Genomic DNA, 19337 nt, shown 5'->3' with positions numbered 1-19337 from the left:
GTACGGGAGAATGACGGGGTGACCTCAGCTACCGACTCGCCTCTGCCTGCCGTGACCCGGCTGATCGCCACCGATCTGGACGGCACTCTCCTGCGCGACGACAAGACCCTGTCGGACCGGACGACCGCCGCCCTGACGGCCGCCGAAGAAGCGGGGATCGAGGTCTTCTTCGTCACCGGGAGGCCCGCCCGCTGGATGGACGTCGTCAGCCCTCATGTGCAGGGCCACGGCATGGCGATCTGCGCGAACGGGGCCGCGGTCGTCGATCTCCGCGACAGCCGGCTGCTCACGGTCCATCCGCTGGACCGGGCCGTCGCCCTGGACGTGGTCGACGCCCTGCGAGAGGCCGCCTCCGGGGTCTCGTTCGCAGTCGAGCTGGCTACCGGCATCCACTACGAACCCGCCTACCCCCCGTTCCACATGGACCCGGGTGCCACGGTCGCCGTAGCGGAGAAGCTGCTCCACGAGGCGGCTCCGGGCACCGGCGCGCCGGTCCTGAAAGTCCTCGCCCACCACCCCGAACTGGCCCCGGACGCCTTCCTCTCGCTGGCCCGCGAGATCGCGGGGGACCGCGCGTCGTTCACCCGGTCCAGTCCCACCGCGCTGCTGGAGATCAGCGGCCTCGGTGTCTCCAAGGCCCGCACCCTCGCGTCCTGCTGCGCGGAGCGCGGGATCGGTCCGGACGAGGTGGTCGCGTTCGGAGACATGCCCAACGATGTGGAGATGCTGAGCTGGGCAGGCTCCTCGTTCGCCATGGGTAACGCCCATCCGGCCGCGCTGGCCGCCGCATCCGGCGTGACGCTCACGAACGACGAGGACGGCGTCGCGGTCGTCATCGAGCGGATCCTCGCCGCCCGCTGAGACCGCCCCCGGAGACCACTCGCTGAGGCCGTCCGGAGACCGTCCGCTCGGAGACCGCCGGCGGGATCCCACACTCGCCGCGCGCCGGGGCTGTCGGCGGGAAGCGTACGCCGGGGTCCCGCACCGGCGTGTACGTCTGGACCGCTCATGTCCGCCCCCAGGCCGTCAGAGCGGGACCTGCCAGGTCACGGTCGTACCTCTGCCCTCCTCCCCGGCCCCCGGCCCGAACCAGCTCGCGCCACCCAGGGACTCAGCACGTCTGGCAAGATTGCGCAGGCCGCTGCGCCGGCCGCCGTCCGGGATGCCGACCCCGTCGTCCGTGACCGTCAGGCGTACAGCGTCCCGCCCGTCCGGCAGCACCGCGGTCGCGTCGACCCTGACGTCCACACGCGAGGCCCCCGCATGACGGAATGTGTTGGACAGCGCTTCCCGCAGAGCCGCGATGAGGTTCTTGCCCGCGAGCTCCCCCACCAGCGAGTCGACCGCTCCCAGGAAGCGGTGGGAAGGCACGAACCCCAGGGGCACCGCGGCCGTGTTGATCTCCCGCAGCACTCGGGTCCGCAGCCCTGACGGCGACTCCTCCGGTTCCTGACGCAGCGCGAAGACGGCGGTGCGGATCTCCTGGATGGTCACATCCAGTTCGTCGACGGCCCGTCCGATGCCGGCCTGCACAGCGGGGACCGGGGAACGTCGCTGAGCGTCCTCCAGCATGACCCCGGTGGCGAACAGACGCTGGATGACGAGGTCGTGGAGGTCCCGGGCGATCCGGTCCCGGTCCTCGTACACGGCGAGTCTCTCCCGGTCCCGCTGGGCCTCGGACAGCTTCAGAGCCAGTGCGGCCTGTGCGGCGAAGTGAGTGGCCAGCGTCCGCTCCGCCCGGGTGAACGGCCGTCCGCCCCGCGCCCGCGGGATGGAGAGCGCCCCGAGCACCCGGCCACCACTGCGCAGGGGGAGGAGCATGTGCGGGCCAAACTGATCAGCCAGCCCGGTGATCATGCGGGGGTCGTCCGACGAGTCGTCCAGGAACACCTCCTCGCCCCTCAGGAGCGCCGCCACCACGGGACTCTGCGGCGGGGTGATCACTCCCAGGGAGGCGGACGTCGTGTCCCCGGCGACGGCGACGATCTCCAGTCCACCCTCCGCGGCGGGGAGCAGCACGATGCCGGCCGCGGCGTCGGCGAGACGGCGCGCCTGTTCGGCGACGACGGCGAGTGCCTCGTCGGCGTCCCCGCCGGAGAGGAGGGCGGTGGTGATGGCCACCGAACCGTCGATCCACTGTTCGCGCTGCCGGGCGGCTTCGTACGTCCGCGCGTGGCCGATGGCGATCCCGGCCTCCGTGGCCAGCACGCGCACCATGTGCAGTGCGTCGTCCCCGAACGCGCCCCCGCCCTGCTTCCCCATCACGTAGAGGTTGCCGAAGACCTTGCCCTGGACCCGGATCGGGACCCCGAGGAAAGCGCGCGTCTTCGGATGGGCGGCCGGAAATCCGGCGGAGCGCGGGTCGTCCTCCAGGTCCTCCAGCTGAATCGGCACACCTTCCTGGATCAGTGCGCCCAGGAGCCCGGTGTGGCCGTCGGGCGGGCGGCCGATCTCCTCGGGCACTCCATGGGTGATGAACGCGCAGAGACTCTCACCAGGCCGTTCGACGACTCCGACGGCCGCGTACCGAGCGTGGGCGAGCTCAGCGGCGCTCGCACAGATGCGCTCGAGGGTGGAGTGGAGCTCAAGACCCGTCCCCACTGATCTCGTCGCTTCCAGCAGCCGCGGCACACGCGCGGTCAGCTCCGCGGAGAACCCTCGCAGGCTTCCGGTCGTCTGCTGCGTCGCTCCGGGCAAGGCCCGCGGGTCCTCCTGGGACATGATCCGAGCCTAATGAGCGCCGAACGGTCCGGAAAGTCGGGAAGGCCGGGGCCGGGGTGTGCTCACCGCCTTCAGGCCCGTACAGGCACCGCCCCCACCGGGTGCGTGTGCTCCGGCTCGGCGGGCACCGGCTCCTGCTCGCGTGCGAGCATCCGCCGCAGTGGACCGTCCTGCTCGGCCAGAACTGCGTACGCACCCTGCTGCACCACCCGTCCCCCGTCCAGCACCAGGACCTCGTCCACCGCGTCGAGCCCCGCCAGCCGATGGGTGATCAGCACGGTCGTACGTCCCTGAGTGGCGGCCAGCAGATCTGTGGTCAGCGCGTCCGCCGTCGCCAGGTCGAGGTGTTCCGCGGGCTCGTCGAGCACGAGTACGGGGAAGTCGGCGAGGATCGCACGGGCCAGCGCCAGCCGCTGCCGCTGACCGCCGGACAGCCGTGCCCCGTGTTCACCCACCAGTGTGTCGAGGCCCTCCGGAAGCGACTGGACCCAGTCCAGCAGCCGGGCCGCGGAGAGGGCGTCCCGCAACTGGCCGTCCGAGGCACCGGTGCGGGCGAGCCGCAGATTCTCGCGGATGGAGCTGTCGAAGACGTGAGCGTCCTGGGCGCACAGCCCCACGAAGGTTCTGACCGTGTCCCCGTCCAGGGCGGAGGCCTCCACACCACCGAGGCGGTAGGCCCCCTCCCGGGCGTCGAGGAAGCGGAGCAGGACCTGAGCGAGCGTGGACTTCCCCGACCCCGACGGGCCCACGACAGCAACCCGCTTGCCGGGGTGCAGCGTCAGGCCGACCGAGTGCAGCGCATCATGCTCCGCGCCCGCGTACCGGGCCGACAGCCCTCGTACCTCGACGGGGAAGGGCGAAGCGGGCGGGACGGCCGGGGCGGCCGGTTCCTCCACCGGTACGGGAGCGTCCAGCACCTCGAAGACCCGCTCCGCGCTGCGCTCGACCCGCCGGCGGTACTGCACCGCGAGCGGCAGCCCTGTCACGGCTTCGAACGCCGCGAGAGGTGTGAGAACGACCACGGCGAGTCCCACCCCTTCCAGCCGTCCGTCCAGTACCGCGGGCAGCGCGACGATCGCCGCGCCCACCACGGTGAGCCCGCAGATCAGGGCGATGAGCCCACTCCCCAGTGCGGTCGCGGCCGCCGCACGCGAGGCGATCCGTGTGAGAGCGCTGTCCGCCGTGCGCACCCGTTCCTTACGGGAGGGCAGGGCACCGGCGACAGTCAGCTCGGCCGTCCCGCCGAGAAGATCGGCAACCCGTACGGCCAGGGCGGCCCGGGCGGGCGCCAGCCTGCGTTCGGCCCGCCGGGCACAGACATCACTCAGCAAGGGGACGCCCGCACCCGCGAGGAGCAGTCCGGCGGCCAGTACGGCACCTGCTTCCGGCAGCATCCAGCAGGTGAAGGCGACAGACCCGGCCCCGACCGTGAGCGCCGTCCCCGCGGGCAGCAGCCACCGCAGCCAGTAGTCCTGCAGCGTGTCCACGTCGGAGACCAGCCGGGAGAGCAGGTCACCTCGTCGTGCGGCCCGAAGACCGGCGGGCGCGATGCGCTCCAGTCCGCTGTACACGGCCACTCTGAGTTCGGCGAGCGTCCTGAGCACGGCATCGTGGGAGACCAGCCGCTCCGCGTAGCGGAAGACCGCCCGGCCGATACCGAAGGCCCGGGTCGCGGTGACAGCAACCATCAGGTACATCACCGGGGGCTGCTCGGAGGCTCGTGAGATCAGCCATCCGGAGACGGCCATGAGGCCGACCGACGATCCCACGGCGAGACTGCCCAGCAGCAGAGCCAGCCCCAGCTTCCCCCGCTGGGAACCGGCGGCTTCCCGGACCCTGGCCGGCATGCGGCCGCCGGGTCCGGGAGAGGTGGCCTTGAGCAGCGTGGCCTCCCCCGCACCCGGGCGCCCGGCTCCGTCCGGCACGCCCGAAGCGGCCGGAGCCCTCCCGCCGTCCGGCCTCTTCTGCCGGGCCTGCACCCCGCCCGGCCCCGGTTCCAGCGCCACCACACGGTCCGCGACCGAGAGCAGTGCCGGCCGGTGCACGACCAGCAGCACGGTGCGTCCCACGGCCAGTCTGCGTACCGCGTCGACGATGCCCGCCTCCGTCTCACCGTCCAGGCTCGCCGTCGGCTCGTCCAGCAGCAGCAGCGGCCGGTCGGCGAGGAAGGCCCGCGCCAGTGCGATGCGCTGCCGCTGGCCCGCGGAGAGCCCGGCGCCGTCCTCACCCAGCGGCGTGCCGGCACCGTCCGGCAGCGCGTTCACGAAGTCATGCGCACCCGCCTCCCGCAGCGCCGTCATGACCGCCGCCTCGTCCGCCTCCGGTCGGGCCAGCCGCACGTTCTCCGCGATCGTGCCGGCGAAGAGGTGAGGGCGCTGGGGCACCCAGGCGATCTGCTCACGCCAGCTTTCGGGGGAGAGGACGGACAGATCGGTTCCGCCGACCCGTACCCGCCCCTCGTCGGGCACCGTGAACCCCAGCACCACATCGAGGAGCGTGGACTTACCGGCTCCGCTGGGCCCGACCAGGGCGACGGTCTCCCCCGGCTCGACCACGAGGGAGGCGGCAACCAGCGAGGGCTCTGTCCGCCCCCGGTGCCTGACCGTCACCCCGTCCAGTTCCAGCCGCAGCGACTGCGGTACCTCCTCGGAGCCACCGGCCGCGGGCTCGGTCTCCAGCACCTCGAATATCTCCTCCGCGGCCGAGAGCCCTTCCGCGGCCGCGTGGTACTGCGCGCCGACCTGGCGGATCGGCAGATAAGCCTCCGGCGCCAGGATGAGAACCACCAGGCCCGTGTAGAGGTCGAGCTCTCCGTGGACGAGGCGCATCCCGATCGTCACCGCGACCAGAGCCACCGAGAGAGTCGCCAGCAGTTCCAGGGCGAAGGAGGAGAGAAAGGCGATGCGGAGCGTCTTCAGCGTGGCCCTGCGGTACTGCGAGGTGATGCTGCGAATCGATTCGGCCTGTGCCTTGGCCCGCCCGAAGACTTTCAGCGTCGGCAGTCCGGCGACCACGTCGAGGAAGTGGCCTGAGAGCCGTGACAGCAGCCTCCATTGCCGGTCCATCCGGGACTGGGTGGCCCATCCGATCAGAATCATGAAGAGCGGGATCAGCGGCAGCGTCACCACGATGATCGCCGCCGACACCCAGTCCTCGGTGACGATCCGGGCCAGCACCGCCACCGGAACGACGACTGCGAGACCGAGCTGCGGGAGATAGCGCGAGAAGTAGTCGTCGAGGGCGTCGACGCCCCGGGTGGCAAGAGCGATCAGCGACCCGGTGCGCTGCCCGCTCAGCCACTCCGGCCCCAGGCCGGAGGCGCGTTCCAGAAGCCGGCCGCGCAGTTCGGACTTGACCGCGGAACTCGCCCGGTACGCGGCCAGTTCGGTCAGCCAGGCCACGAGCGCCCGCCCCAGCGCGACAGCGGCGAGCAGGAGGAGCGGTGTGCGGAGCGCGGCAGCACTCAGCCCGTCCTCGAACCCGCCCACCACCACCTCGGCGAGGAGCATGGCCTGGGCGATGACCAGAGCGGCTCCGACCAGGCCCAGCGCCACTACGGCCGCCACGAAGAACCTGGTGGCCCGGGCGTACCGGAGCAGACGCGGATCGATCGGTTTCACGTGAAACAGCTCCCCGGTGAACTCATGTCGTTCGCCTCAGCCGGTCCGGCGCACAGGGCACGCCCGGCATGCCGCATCAGCGGGTTCACGGCGCATCAGCACGTTCGGTGGACATCGGCGATCAGTGCGTCTCAGCGATGTGGTGTGTGCCTATGCGCTTGCGGAACACCCAGTACGTCCATCCCTGGTACAGCAGCACCACCGGAGTGGCGATGCCGGCGCACCAGGTCATGATCTTGAGGGTGTACGGGCTGGACGAGGCGTTGGAGACCGTCAGGTTCCAGGCGTCGTCCAGCGAGGACGGCATGACGTTCGGGAAGAGTGTGAGGAAGAGCATCGCGACCACCGCGGCGATGGTGACCCCGGAGAACGCGAAGGACCAGCCCTCGCGTCCCGCCGCTATGGAACCGATGGCCACGCACAGGGACGCCACGGCGATGACCATCGCCGTCAGACTCCAGCCGTCGCCGTTGCTCGCCTGGGTCCGGAGGAGGAAGCCCAGCGCGAGCACCGCGGCGGCCGGTCCCAGCTTGAGAGCCAGACCGCGTGCTCGCTTCCTTATGTCCCCGACGGTCTTGAGGGCGGCGAACACCGATCCGTGGAAGGTGAAGAGGAACAGGGTGACCAGCCCGCCCAGGACGGCGTACGGGTTGAACAGGTCCCAGAGGTCACCGACGTACTCCATGTCGGCATCGATCTTCACCCCGCGGACGATGTTCCCGAAGGCCACACCCCAGAGCACGGCCGGGATCAGCGAGGTCCAGAAGATCGCGTGCTCCCAGTTGGCCTGCCAGCGCTCCTCGGGCCGCTTCGCCCGGTACTCGAACGCCACCCCGCGCACGATCAGGCAGAGCAGGATGACCAGCAGAGGCAGATAGAAGCCGGAGAACAGGGTGGCGTACCACTCCGGAAAGGCCGCGAACGTCGCGCCGCCCGCACTGAGCAGCCACACCTCGTTCCCGTCCCACACCGGCCCGATCGTGTTGATCAGAACCCGGCGCTCCTTGCGGTCACGGGCCAGCAGCTTGGTGAGGACCCCGATACCGAAGTCGAATCCCTCCAGGAAGAAGTAGCCGGTCCACAGGACGGCAATGAGCACGAACCAGACGTCGTGGAGTTCCATCTCTCAGCTCCGCTTGATCTCAGTAGGAGAAGGCCATCGGCCGGTCGGCGTCCTGGTCGTGGCCGCCGATCCGGGTGGGCGGGTCGAGGTCGGCCTCGGTGAGTTCGGGCGGCCCGGCCTTGACGTACTTCAGGAGGAGCTTGACCTCGATGACGGCGAGCACCGCGTAGAGCGCCGTGAAGCCGATCATGGAGGTGAGGATCTCTCCCTGCGAGACCCCCGGAGAGACCGCGTCGCGGGTCTGGAACACCCCGTACACCACCCAGGGCTGCCGTCCCATCTCGGTGAAGATCCAGCCCCAGGAGTTGGCGATCAAGGGGAACATCATGGTCCAGAGGGCGGTGAGCCAGTAGAGCTTGGCGAGCTTCGGGCTCAGCGCCTTGTTCCTGAAGAGGACCAGATTCGGCACTTCGTCCTCGCCGGTGCGCAGCGCCGGCGGCAGCAGGAACCTCCGCCGTGTCAGCCACAGCCCCAGCAGACCGAGCCCGAAGGACGCCATGCCGAAGCCGATCATCCAGCGGAAGCTCCAGAAGGCGACCGGGATGTTGGGCCGGTAGTCACCGGGCCCGTAAGTCTCCTGCAGTTCCTCGTTGATGTCGTTGATACCCGGGACGTACGAGGTGAAGGTGTTGTCCGCGAGGAAGGAGAGCACTCCGGGTATGGAGACCTCCACGTCGTTGTGCCCCTCGGCGACGTCTCCGACCGCGAAGAGTGAGAAGGGAGCACCCTCCTCGCCCTCCCACAGGGCCTCCGCTGCGGCCATCTTCATCGGCTGCTGCTTGAACATCACCTTGCCGAGCGTGTCCCCGCTGACAGCGGTGAGCATGCCGGCGGCCACCACTGTGACCAGCCCGACCCGTAGTGAGGTGCGCATCACACGGATGTGCTTCCGGCGGGCGAGGTGGAAGGCGGATATGCCGACCATGAAGGCGCCTCCGACGAGGAAGGCCGCCGTGATGGTGTGGAAGAACTGGGTGAGCGCGGTGTCCTGGGTGAGCACCTTCCAGAAGTCGGTGAGCTCGGCACGGCCGCGTTCCTCGTTGATGCGGTAGCCGACCGGGTGCTGCATCCAGGAGTTGGCGGCCAGGATGAAGAAGGTCGAGAGGATCGTGCCTATGGACACCATCCATATGCAGGCGAGATGGATCTTCTTCGGCAGCTTGTCCCAGCCGAAGATCCACAGGCCTATGAAGGTGGACTCGAAGAAGAAGGCGATCAGCGCCTCGAAGGCGAGCGGAGCGCCGAAGACGTCACCGACGAACCGCGAGTAGTCGGACCAGTTCATTCCGAACTGGAATTCCTGGACGATGCCGGTGACCACGCCCATGGCGATGTTGATCAGGAACAGCTTTCCCCAGAACTTGGTCGCCCTGAGGTACTTCTCGTCGTCCGTGCGCACCCAGGCGGTCTGCAGGCCGGCGGTGAGCGCGGCGAGCGAGATCGTCAGGGGGACGAACAGGAAGTGGTAGACGGTGGTGATGCCGAACTGCCACCGCGCCAGGGTCTCCGGTGCCAGAGCCAGGTCCACGACTCTTCTCCTTACGTCGCCGTGATCACAGCCGCGGACCCCCGGTCAATCCACCCGATCAAGGGAGAAAGCGGGGCACGCTTGTGAACGCGTTCACATTCACAAGCATTATGGCGCACATGTCTTCGAAGGCGTCGAGCGGGGGGTCCTTTCCGGCCGACCCACCCTGAGCCAGCCGAAACCGGACAGGTCGCCGGAGGTGCGGGCGGCGGCGCCGGGCACGGAAAGACCGGTGGCCCCCGGCCTCGTCATCGAGGTCGGGGGCCACCGGGAGTGATCAGGCAGCGCTATCGTCCCCGACGGAAGGACTCCGCCACCTTCAGGAACACGTCATTGGCCTCGGTCTCCCCGATCGTGACCCGCACGCCCTCACCGGCGAACGGCCGCACGACCACACCCGCCCGCTCGCAGATCCCGGCGAATTCGAGCGTGCGGTCCCCGAGCCGCAGCCAGACGAAGTTCGCCTGGGACTCCGGTACGGTCCAGCCCTGCCGCACGAGCTCCTCGTACACCCGCGCACGCTCGCAGACGAGCGACCCGACCCGCCCCAGCAGCTCGTCCTCGGCACGCAGCGAGGCGACCGCGGCGTCCTGGGCGACCTGGCTGACGCCGAAGGGGACGGCCGTCTTGCGCAGCGCCGCCGCCACGGGCTCGTGCGCCACGGCGAATCCGACGCGCAGACCCGCGAGGCCGTACGCCTTGGAGAAGGTCCGGAGGACCGCGACGTTGGTCCGGTCCCGGTAGATCTCGATGCCGTCGGGCACGTCGGCGTCCCGGATGAACTCCCTGTACGCCTCGTCGAGCACCACGAGGACATCGTCAGGGACACGGTCCAGGAACCGCTCCAGCTCCGCCCGGCGCACCACCGTGCCGGTCGGGTTGTTCGGATTGCAGACGAAGATCATCCGCGTACGGTCGGTGACCGCGCCGGCCATGGCGTCGAGATCGTGCACCTCCCCGCCGGTCAGCGGCACCTTGACGGACGTGGCGCCGCTGATCTGCGTGATGATCGGATACGCCTCGAACGAGCGCCAGGCGTAGATGACCTCGTCACCGGGGCCCGAGGTCACCTGGAGCAGCTGCTGTGCGACACCGACCGACCCCGTACCGGTGGCCAGGTGCGAGACCGGCACGGCGAACCGGTCGGCAAGCTCGTTCATCAGACCGGTGCACGCCATGTCGGGATAGCGGTTGAAGGCGGCTGCCGCGGCGAGCACCGACTCCATGACTCCCGGCAGCGGGGGATACGGGTTCTCGTTGGAGGAGAGCTTGAAGGCAACCGGCCCCTCCGCGGACGCCGGCTTGCCCGGCACATACGCAGGGACGCCGTCCAGCTCGGCGCGCAGCTTGGGGCTCGTCTCGCTCACCGCAGGTCCTCCTCGACCATCCGTTCACATCAATACTGCTCACCCTATGAGGATTGGGCATCCGTGCGAACGGCCCGGATCCGAAATCGTCCTCCCCCACGGGAAACACCTGTCCCGTGCGGCTCCGGCCGGCTTCGGGAGGGGAGCGCCGCGTATCCCGGCGCACGCCGGTCGCTCGCTCCGTGGCGCGCATCCCTCGAACAGGTGAGTTGAGACCTCTTCGAGACATGGAGCATTCAGTAGGTCCATGTGCGCCGACACATGACACATCGCCCCTGATGCCCTCAACAACCTTGCTTAGCAAGGCATCTATGCCTTTTTGATCATGCAGAAACGTGCCTGTCAACGTATGCATATGCGACCGGCCCGACCCGGCATCGGAGCCCTACTATCGGCTCGCCATGACAGCAGCAGGGAAGCACCAGGTGAGCCGGACAGAAACGCCCCGGCGCAGCGGCCGGCAGGGACGGGCGGGGATCCGGGACGTAGCCGCAGCGGCCGGGGTCTCCATCACGACCGTGTCCGACGCCCTCAACGGCAAGGGCAGGCTTCCGGACGCCACCCGCCGCCACGTCCGCGAGGTCGCCGAACGGCTGGGCTACCGCCCGTCCGCGGCGGCCCGAACCCTCCGTACCGGCAAGTCGGGACTCATCGGCCTGACCGTGACCACGTACGGGGATGAACCTTTCACCTTCACCGAATTCGCCTACTTCGCGGAGATGGCGAGAGCCGCCACATCGGCTGCGTTAGCCCGTGGCTACGCCCTCGTGATCCTTCCCGCCACCTCACGTCACGACGTCTGGTCCAACGTCGCACTCGACGGGACGGTCGTCATCGACCCCTCCGACCAGGACCCGGTGGTCACCGAACTCGTGCGCCAGGGCCTTCCCGTCGTCTCCGACGGGCGGCCGGCGGGCACGCTCCCGGTCACCGCGTGGGTCGACAACGATCACCGGGCGGCCGTCCTCGACCTCCTGGACCACCTCGCGGCCGCGGGAGCCCGCCGCATCGGGCTGCTGACCGGCACCACCACCGACACGTACACCCGCCTCTCCACCACCGCCTACCTCCACTGGTGCGAGCGGGTGGGCCAGGATCCGGTCTACGAGTCCTATCCGGCTCACGACCCCCGCGCGGGGGCGGTCGCCGCGGACCGCCTCCTCGCCCGCCCGGACCGCCCTGACGCCGTCTACGGGCTCTTCGACCCCAACGGCACCGATCTGCTCGCCGCCGCGCGCCGCTACGGCCTGCGGGTCCCTGAGGACCTCCTGCTGGTCTGCTGCAGCGAATCCGCCGTGTACGCGTCGACCGAACCCCCCATCACCACGCTCTCGCTGAAGCCCCGGAGAATCGGCACGGCGGTCGTCCAGCTCCTCATCGACGCCATCGAAGGGGTGGAACACGACGGCCCTGTGGAGCAGGTGATACCGACGGAGCTCATCGTCCGGACGTCCTCCCAGCGGCGTCCGCCGCGCACCACGGTCAGCGCTCCGCGGTCACCCGCCAGGGACTGATCAGGTCAATCCGGACCAAACGGCCGATGAACCAGGTGCGCGCACGGATTCACCACCCCTGGTGCGTCACACAGCACGATCCGCATTCCTATGATGGGCGCACGACACCGCGGACCACCTCTACCAGGCAGGGCCCGTCAGGTGTACGGAGGCGCGACGGTGGTGGAGGGGTCGATGACTCAGGGGGCCGGTCAGGAACCCGTGGTGCGGACAGCGACGTTGCGCGACTTCCGCGTACCGCCGTATGCGCAGGTACCGATGCCTCCGCCCTTGCCGCACCCCGGCAACGTCGCGGTGGGTGACGAGCCGCCGGAGGGGTACACCCCCACCGAGCGCGATCTTCCCGTGATCAACCGCGGCGACACCGTCCAGGTGCAGACCGTCCCCGAGGCCCGGCCCGCCGACGAATCCGGCCGCGGGCCGCTGTACGTCGTCGGAGACGTCCACGGTTACCTGGACGAGCTGCTGGCCGCCCTGCGTGAGCAGGGACTCGTCGACGCCGACGGACAGTGGTCCGCCGGCAACGCCAGGCTCTGGTTCCTCGGCGACTTCACCGACCGGGGCCCGGACGGCATCGGCGTCATCGATCTCGTGATGCGCCTCTCGGCGGAGGCCGCGGCGGCCGGCGGCTACTGCAAGGCCCTCATGGGCAACCACGAACTGTTGCTGCTCGGCGCGAAGAGGTTCGGTGACACCCCGGTGAACTCCGGCGCCGGAACCGCGACCTTCCAGGCCGCCTGGCTGCTCAACGGCGGCCAGAAGACGGACATGGAACGGCTCCAGGACGTCCACCTCCAGTGGATGGCCCGGCTCGACGCGGTCGTCGAGGAGGACGGGCACCTGCTGATGCACTCCGACACGACGGCCTACCTCGACTACGGATCCACCATCGAGGACGTCAACGACACGGTGCACGCCATTCTCACGCGGAACGACGCCGACGAGTGCTGGGACCTCTTCCGCAAACTCACCAAGCGGTTCGCCTTCCGCGACGAGGGAGGTGCACAGGCCGTCCGCGAACTGATGTCGACGTACGGCGGGCAGCGTGTCGTCCACGGCCACAGCCCCATTCCGTACCTGCTGGGAGAGGTCGGGCCGGAGGAGGGCGAGGACATGGCGCGGCCCGTGGTGGACGGCCCCCACGTCTACGCGGAAGGACTCGCCATCGCCATGGACGGCGGTGTGACGATGGCCGGAAAGCTGTTGGTCGTCCAACTCCCCCTGCACGACTGACGGTCACCGGGGAAGACATACCGCGGCCCGGCACCGCCGACGGCTGCGTCTATTTCCGGAAACCCCCTGTCACGCCGTGCCGTAGGCGCTCTACCATCGGCGTATCAGTAGCAGGCTCTCCTCCGTTTCCGCCCGATCGCCCGGCCACGCGGTCGATCAGGCCCTACGGAGCATCGGGGGATGCACATGAAAAGCGCTCCGCACCTGCTGGCCGAGGACCGCCCCGAGTACGAGCGGATCCTTGCCGACGCACTGCGTCATGCTCACGAACGACCGGATCTGGACGGAGTCGGTGACCGCCTCAACGCGGAACAGCTGCGGACGATGGCGCTCGACGCCACGCCTCTGATCACCGCGGCGGCCGCGACCGAGTACGACCACTACGTGAAGGCCCGCGAAGAGCTGCGCGGACCGGGCGACCTGGATGCGCACACGTCCGCCTTCGGTCCCGAGAGCGACGAAACGGGTGCCGGCACCCTGGCGGTGATCACCGTACTGGCGCCCGTCCTCGCGGCTACGGCCGCTCTGATATTCCTGCTGATCGGCTACCCCCTGAAGGCGCTCGACCCTGCTCCGGCCTTCGCGGGGACCATGGTCGCCGCGGGCTGGTTCTTCGCGGCCGTCGCCGCTGCGGCCATCCTCGTCGCCGCGGTGGGACTCCTCGTCACCGCCCTGCGCAACGGCGCCACCGCGCTGCCCGCCATGGACGAGGAGGAGGAACTGCCGGAGGACGTGGCACGCGCCCGGGAAGCCTGGCGCCACGCACTGCTGGAGCGCGGCCTCCTGCCCTTCCTGCGGGACGCGCTGGCCGACCCGGCCGCCGGCACCGCTCCGCGGACGCCGCACCGTCCGGCCGGCCGGATCCCGAAGATCGGCTACAGCAGACCGGACTTCTCCGGGCCGGAGAACGGCTCCTCGGCGGGTCCGCGCCCGACCTTCACCAGTCCCGACTTCACCAGCCCGGACTTCGGCGGTCCCGAGCATCAGCCGGAGTGATCAGGCCCGGGCGGGCCAGGCCCGGGCCGGAACAGCTGACGCCCTGCGCCCGGTACGACGGAGGCCGGAGCGGTGACCAGCCGGCCCGGCCTCCCCCGGTGGCTCCGGGGGGAGTTCAGACACCCTGCGGAGCCGGCCCCGGGTTCAGGTCGTGCTCGTTACACCTCACGCGCGCCCGCGGTGCGCGGGAAGACCAGCAGGAGGGCGAACAGCGTCATCCCGGCCGACAGCGACCGGGACGACGCCGTGACGTTGCGGTGCAACCGGCTCATCGGCCGGTCAGCCGGTCAGTCGGCGATCGGCAGATAGACCCTGTTGCCCGCCGCTGCGAACTCCTTGGACTTCTCGGCCATGCCCGCGTCGATTTCGGCCTGGGTGCCCCCGTGCTCCCGCCGGATGTCGTGGGAGATCTTCATCGAGCAGAACTTGGGTCCGCACATCGAGCAGAAATGCGCCGTCTTCGCGGGCTCGGCCGGCAGCGTCTCGTCGTGGAACTCCCGCGCGGTGTCCGGGTCGAGTGCCAGATTGAACTGGTCCTCCCAGCGGAATTCGAACCGGGCGTCCGACAGGGCGTCGTCCCACTCCTGAGCCCCTGGGTGCCCCTTGGCGAGGTCCGCCGCATGAGCGGCGATCTTGTACGTGATGACGCCGGTCTTCACGTCGTCGCGGTTCGGCAGCCCCAGGTGCTCCTTGGGGGTGACGTAACAGAGCATCGCCGTTCCCCACCAGGCGATCATCGCCGCACCGATGCCCGAGGTGATGTGGTCGTACGCGGGGGCGACATCGGTGGTGAGGGGGCCCAGCGTGTAGAACGGCGCCTCCTCGCAGATCTCCTGCTGGAGATCGATGTTCTCCTTGATCTTGTGCATCGGGACATGGCCCGGGCCCTCGATCATCGTCTGGACACCGAACCGCTTGGCGACCGTGTTGAGCTCACCGAGCGTGCGGAGTTCGGCGAACTGTGCCTCGTCATTGGCGTCGGCGATGGAACCGGGGCGCAGCCCGTCGCCGAGCGAGTACGTCACGTCGTAGGCCGCGAAGATCTCGCAGAGTTCCTCGAAGTGCTCGTACAGGAACGACTCCTTGTGGTGCGCCAGGCACCAGGCCGCCATGATGGACCCGCCGCGCGAGACGATTCCGGTCTTGCGACGCGCCGTCAGCGGGACGTACGGCAGCCGGACACCGGCGTGCACCGTCATGTAGTCGACGCCCTGCTCCGCCTGCTCGATGACCGTGTCCCTGTAGATCTCCCACGTCAGCGCCTCGGCCCGGCCGTCGACCTTCTCGAGCGCCTGGTAGAGGGGAACGGTGCCGATCGGGACGGGGGAGTTGCGCAGGACCCACTCACGGGTGGTGTGGATGTTGCGGCCGGTGGAGAGGTCCATGACCGTGTCGGCGCCCCATTTGGTGGCCCAGGTCATCTTGTCCACCTCCTCCTCTATGGAGGAGGTCACGGCGGAGTTGCCGATGTTGGCGTTCACCTTCACCAGGAAACGCTTGCCGATGATCATCGGCTCGATCTCCGGGTGATTGACGTTGGCCGGCAGCACCGCCCTGCCCGCCGCGATCTCCTCGCGCACGACCTCGGGTTCGACGTTCTCCCGGATCGCGACGTACTCCATCTCCGGGGTGATCTCGCCCCGGCGGGCGTACGCGAGCTGTGTGACAGGCCGGCCGTCACGGCTGCGGCGGGGCTGCCGCGGGCGTCCCGGGAAGACCGCGTCGAGATTGCGCAGGCCTCCGCGCGGCGAAGTGTGCTTGAGCCCGTCGTCCTCGGGCCGCGCGGGACGACCCGTGTACTCCTCGGTGTCCCCGCGGGCGATGATCCAGTTTTCCCGGAGCGGGGCGAGGCCCCGGCGCACATCGGTGTCGATGGTGGGATCGGTGTACGGGCCGGACGTGTCATAGAGCGTCACGTCCTTGCCGTTGGTGAGGTGCACCTGACGAACCGGCACCCGGAGATCCGGGCGTGAGCCCTGGACGTACCCCTTGTGCCAGCCGATGGACTTCCCGGCCCCGTCGTTCCCCGCGCTGTCGGTGTCCGCCGTGGTCACTGCGCTCGCCGAGAGCCGCGCCTTCTGCGCGTTCCCCGTCGAGGCAGGCGTGCGTGCGTCCGCTGTGGTCATGAGACCTACTCCCTACGCCGGCATTACCCGGTAACAGGTTCGGCGGTCGGCGCAGCGTGTCCCGTACTCGGTATACGGAGGTCAGCGCCCTCTCAGCCCGGTGCTCCGAGCTCCCGCGTGTACAAATGCGCCTCCACGCTAGCCTCCCTTCGGGCGTGCTGGCCAGAGGGCCACCCCACTTCTTGGGATGATCGCCGTGTGACGTCCTCCGGAAGCGCCCCTGAACCCCATGACCCCGCATCAGACAACACGCAGGGTCACGCACACGGCCACTCCCACAGCCACGGTCCTGCCGCGCCCGTGTCCAAACATCTGCGCAAGGTCATCGCGGCCGTGGTGATCCCCTTCGCCACAGCGGTCCTGGTCGGCCTCGTGGCGCTCTGGCCCGGCGGTGCCCCCGCCCATGAGCGCACAGGTGTCGGTTTCGACCGGCAGACCCAGGACGGGCGGGTGACGAAAGTCGTGCCGGTCGACTGCGCGGACGTCAACGCCTCGCAGGTACCGCCGACCGGAGACACCTCCACGCCCTCGGGACGGGAGGCGGTCAACGAGCGGACAGGCCAGTGCAAGAAGGCCACGGTCGAGGTGACGACCGGTAAGGACAAGGGCCGTACGTTCGTCGAGGTCGTCCAGCCCGATGCGCCGCGGCAACTGCGCCAGGGCCAGGGGGTGGTCGTCGCGTACGCCCCCGACGCGCCCCGGGACCTGCAGTACTCGGTGACCGATGTGGACCGCTCGTTCCCGATGGCGCTGCTCGCCGGGATCTTCGCCCTCGTGGTGGTCGTGGTGGGCAGACTGCGTGGACTGATGGCACTGATCGCTCTCGCCGTCTCCTTCGCCGTGCTGACCCTGTTCATCCTGCCCGCGATCCTGCAGGGCTCGAACCCTCTGGTCGTCGCGGTGATCGGGGCCAGCGCCATCATGCTGATCGCCCTCTACACCTGCCACGGGCTGACGGCCCGTACCTCCGTCGCCGTCGTCGGCACCCTCATCTCCCTGCTGTTGATCGGGTTGCTCGGCTCACTCTTCATCGGCTGGGCCAGCCTGTCCGGCAACACGGATGACAACACCGGCCTCATCCACGGGCTGTATCCGGGTATCGACATGAGCGGCCTGCTGCTGGCCGGTGTGATCATCGGATCTCTCGGCGTGCTCGACGACGTGACCGTGACCCAGACGTCGGCGGTCTGGGAGCTCCATCAGGCCGACCCGACCATGGGTGTGCGCCGGCTCTACCGGGCAGGCATCCGGATCGGGCGCGACCACATCGCCTCGGTCGTCAATACGCTCGTGCTCGCGTACGCGGGTGCGGCGCTTCCTCTGCTGCTGCTCTTCTCCATCGCGCAGAGCGGTGTGGGCACGGTGGCCAACAGCGAGCTGGTCGCGGAGGAGATCGTTCGTACACTGATCGGATCGATCGGGCTGGTCGCCTCGGTACCGGTGACGACGGTGCTCGCGGCTCTGGTGGTCTCCGCGGACCGCACGGGGCTCGGCGCGGAAGCCGGAGCTCCGGCACCCGCACGGACCGGAAAGGGTCGACGCCGCAAGGCGTGAACCGCGACACCGCACGCATGGGCATGGGCCGCGGGCGTGCGGTGTTTCAGCCGGAGCGTCCCGTTCAGCCGGCGTTCTGTTCCTTGGCGAGGATGCGGCCCAGCGCTTCTTCCAGATTGCCGTCGAAGTCACCCAGCGTGTGCTCCTGCCCCAATGGCACCAGCTTGTCCGTCCGGTCGAGAAAAGCCACAAGAGGCGCAGTACCGGCTCTGAAGAGCGCACGGTCCGCGCCGACCTGAAGGCGGATGTGTACGTCCGACAGCCCTTCGGGTTCGGTCGGGGCGATGTGCACATCGCCGTCACCACTGGGGCTGTTGAGGCCGTCGAGCAGCAGCTCACGGCCGAATGCCCAGGTGACGGGGGCGTCACCTGGCAGGTGGAAGGTCATCCGGATCGCATACGGATCGCTGACCTCATACCGGAGCTCCACCGGAATACGGAAGGAAAGCTCCTCGGAGACGAGGAAGCTCATCATGACCTCTGCTTGAACCGACTCGCGCATCGTCCAACCCCGCAGTAGATGAATCTGGCCAGGAATGATCCCCCGTGGCCCTATTGACGCCATCGTGGTGCACGCGATAGCAGATCACAAGGAGTGATTTTTCAGATACTGATAGAGAACACGAACGAGCGCAAGAGGGTGGTCACTTCGCAGCGTAGTTGTTCGATCGCGGGGAGCAACCGTTCTTCTTGGTGCAGGGGGAGAGAAACAGCCATGGCCGCAACGGCGGAACCGACGGTGATCGGGATAGCCGCGCAGACCGTCCCCATCGCGTACTCCTGCCGTTCAATGACGGGTTCCGTACGTTTCATCGATCTCAGCCGGCGCAGGAACGCCTGACGATCCCTTACGGAGTAACGCGTCAGGGGACGGACGGGGTGCCGGTCCAGATGCTCCTCACGCGCCCGCTCGTCGAGTTGCCCGAGGAGGCACTGCCCCAGGGCATGGGCGTGGCCGGTCTCACGGAACGAGGCCCACTCGCGCACCGCGGGAACGGCGGGAGTCTCGGCCACGGCGACCATCTCGATCTCGCCCTCCTTGTACAGGGCGCAGTACACAGGCGCGCCGATGACGTCCGCCCAGTGGGCAAGCGACTCGACGATCACTCCGGGACGCGGAGTCGCGGGGCCTCCGCCCAGCCGCTCGGCAGCCGCCCCGAACAGGAAGACGCCGTTCTCCCTGCGCAGGTATCCCTCGTGAGTCAGGGTGCGCAGCAGGTGATAGGCGGTGGGGAGGGGGAGCCCGGCCTCCCTGGCGAGCTGTTTCGCCGGCGCCCCGTCCCGATGGGTCCCCACAGCCTCCATAAGTCTCAACGCCCGCTGAACCGAACCGATCAACGTCGGGACTGCGGTACTCGATGCCGTGGTCACAGGTCACCCCCAGGCATGGTGACGGGCTGTCAGCCCTCCCGAGGGGGCCACCCCCACGGGCCCGCCGCGAGCCTGGGGTCCAAAGACCGGGCGGTCGCACAAACCACTGGGCAGAATGGCGACGACCCGTCTTTCCCAGCCGGCGGCAGCGGTACGTCACTGTATCGGCACGTACAGTCACGAG

General features: G+C 69.2%; 13 protein-coding genes and 1 riboswitch. Of the genes, 5 read left to right on the top strand and 8 right to left on the bottom strand.

What is annotated here, in order from left to right; all coding sequences use genetic code 11:
* Positions 1 to 18: 18 nt before the first annotated feature.
* On the top strand, positions 19 to 861 hold the full coding sequence (locus ACF1FZ_RS16560; protein WP_391774091.1) for a Cof-type HAD-IIB family hydrolase: 843 nt from the start codon (positions 19 to 21) through the stop codon (positions 859 to 861).
* Between the two features lie 165 nt (positions 862 to 1026).
* On the opposite strand, the gene ACF1FZ_RS16555 is transcribed toward ACF1FZ_RS16560, so the two are convergent.
* The 5 genes from ACF1FZ_RS16555 to hisC all read right to left on the bottom strand — a co-directional run bounded on the left by ACF1FZ_RS16555 (position 1027) and on the right by hisC (position 10359).
* Positions 1027 to 2721 (bottom strand): GAF domain-containing protein, encoded by a 1695-nt coding sequence (locus ACF1FZ_RS16555; RefSeq protein WP_391774090.1) that lies wholly within the window; start codon positions 2719 to 2721, stop codon positions 1027 to 1029.
* 71 nt (positions 2722 to 2792) lie between these two features.
* Positions 2793 to 6341 carry a thiol reductant ABC exporter subunit CydD gene (gene cydD, locus ACF1FZ_RS16550; protein ID WP_391774089.1) on the bottom strand — a complete coding sequence of 1183 codons (3549 nt, stop codon included), beginning with the start codon at positions 6339 to 6341 and terminating at the stop codon, positions 2793 to 2795.
* Positions 6342 to 6462: 121 nt separating this feature from the next.
* Complete coding sequence (cydB, locus tag ACF1FZ_RS16545) at positions 6463 to 7464, bottom strand: cytochrome d ubiquinol oxidase subunit II (RefSeq protein ID WP_391774088.1); 1002 nt, start codon at positions 7462 to 7464, stop codon at positions 6463 to 6465.
* A 19-nt stretch (positions 7465 to 7483) separates the two neighbouring features.
* The gene (locus ACF1FZ_RS16540; RefSeq protein ID WP_391774087.1) at positions 7484 to 8992 is read right to left on the bottom strand and encodes a cytochrome ubiquinol oxidase subunit I; all 1509 of its coding nucleotides are present in this window, start codon (positions 8990 to 8992) and stop codon (positions 7484 to 7486) included.
* Positions 8993 to 9279: 287 nt separating this feature from the next.
* Positions 9280 to 10359 carry a histidinol-phosphate transaminase gene (gene hisC / locus ACF1FZ_RS16535; protein WP_391774086.1) on the bottom strand — a complete coding sequence of 360 codons (1080 nt, stop codon included), beginning with the start codon at positions 10357 to 10359 and terminating at the stop codon, positions 9280 to 9282.
* A gap of 401 nt (positions 10360 to 10760) precedes the next feature.
* Between hisC and ACF1FZ_RS16530 the strand changes: the two genes are divergently transcribed.
* From ACF1FZ_RS16530 to ACF1FZ_RS16520, 3 genes are all read left to right on the top strand, one after another.
* Entirely contained in the window at positions 10761 to 11873 is a 1113-nt protein-coding gene (locus tag ACF1FZ_RS16530; RefSeq protein WP_391774085.1) for a LacI family DNA-binding transcriptional regulator, read from the top strand.
* Between the two features lie 174 nt (positions 11874 to 12047).
* On the top strand, positions 12048 to 13106 hold the full coding sequence (locus tag ACF1FZ_RS16525; RefSeq protein WP_391774084.1) for a metallophosphoesterase: 1059 nt from the start codon (positions 12048 to 12050) through the stop codon (positions 13104 to 13106).
* Positions 13107 to 13286: 180 nt separating this feature from the next.
* Complete coding sequence (locus ACF1FZ_RS16520; RefSeq protein WP_391774083.1) at positions 13287 to 14102, top strand: hypothetical protein; 816 nt, start codon at positions 13287 to 13289, stop codon at positions 14100 to 14102.
* Positions 14103 to 14389: 287 nt separating this feature from the next.
* Here ACF1FZ_RS16520 and thiC read toward each other — a convergent pair whose 3' ends face one another.
* Entirely contained in the window at positions 14390 to 16228 is a 1839-nt protein-coding gene (gene thiC, locus ACF1FZ_RS16515; protein ID WP_391774082.1) for a phosphomethylpyrimidine synthase ThiC, read from the bottom strand.
* A riboswitch (TPP riboswitch) is annotated at positions 16221 to 16355 on the bottom strand. Its footprint overlaps the gene before it by 8 nt.
* A 71-nt stretch (positions 16356 to 16426) precedes the next feature.
* On the opposite strand from thiC, the gene ACF1FZ_RS16510 reads away from it, so the two are divergent.
* Positions 16427 to 17782, top strand: coding sequence for a YibE/F family protein (locus ACF1FZ_RS16510; protein WP_391774081.1), 1356 nt, complete (start codon positions 16427 to 16429; stop codon positions 17780 to 17782).
* 64 nt (positions 17783 to 17846) lie between these two features.
* Here ACF1FZ_RS16510 and ACF1FZ_RS16505 read toward each other — a convergent pair whose 3' ends face one another.
* Together ACF1FZ_RS16505 and ACF1FZ_RS16500 are read right to left on the bottom strand one after the other, a co-directional pair.
* Positions 17847 to 18284: an SsgA family sporulation/cell division regulator gene (locus ACF1FZ_RS16505; RefSeq protein ID WP_145807947.1), complete on the bottom strand. Its 438-nt coding sequence runs from the start codon at positions 18282 to 18284 to the stop codon at positions 17847 to 17849.
* Between the two features lie 101 nt (positions 18285 to 18385).
* Positions 18386 to 19153 carry an IclR family transcriptional regulator gene (locus ACF1FZ_RS16500; protein ID WP_391774080.1) on the bottom strand — a complete coding sequence of 256 codons (768 nt, stop codon included), beginning with the start codon at positions 19151 to 19153 and terminating at the stop codon, positions 18386 to 18388.
* Between the last annotated feature and the right edge of the window lie 184 nt (positions 19154 to 19337).

The organism is Streptomyces sp. NPDC014623 (assembly GCF_043088245.1).
Lineage (GTDB): Bacteria > Actinomycetota > Actinomycetes > Streptomycetales > Streptomycetaceae > Streptomyces.
Note: the sequence above shows the minus strand (reverse complement) of the source record. Positions and strands in the feature narration are given on the sequence as shown.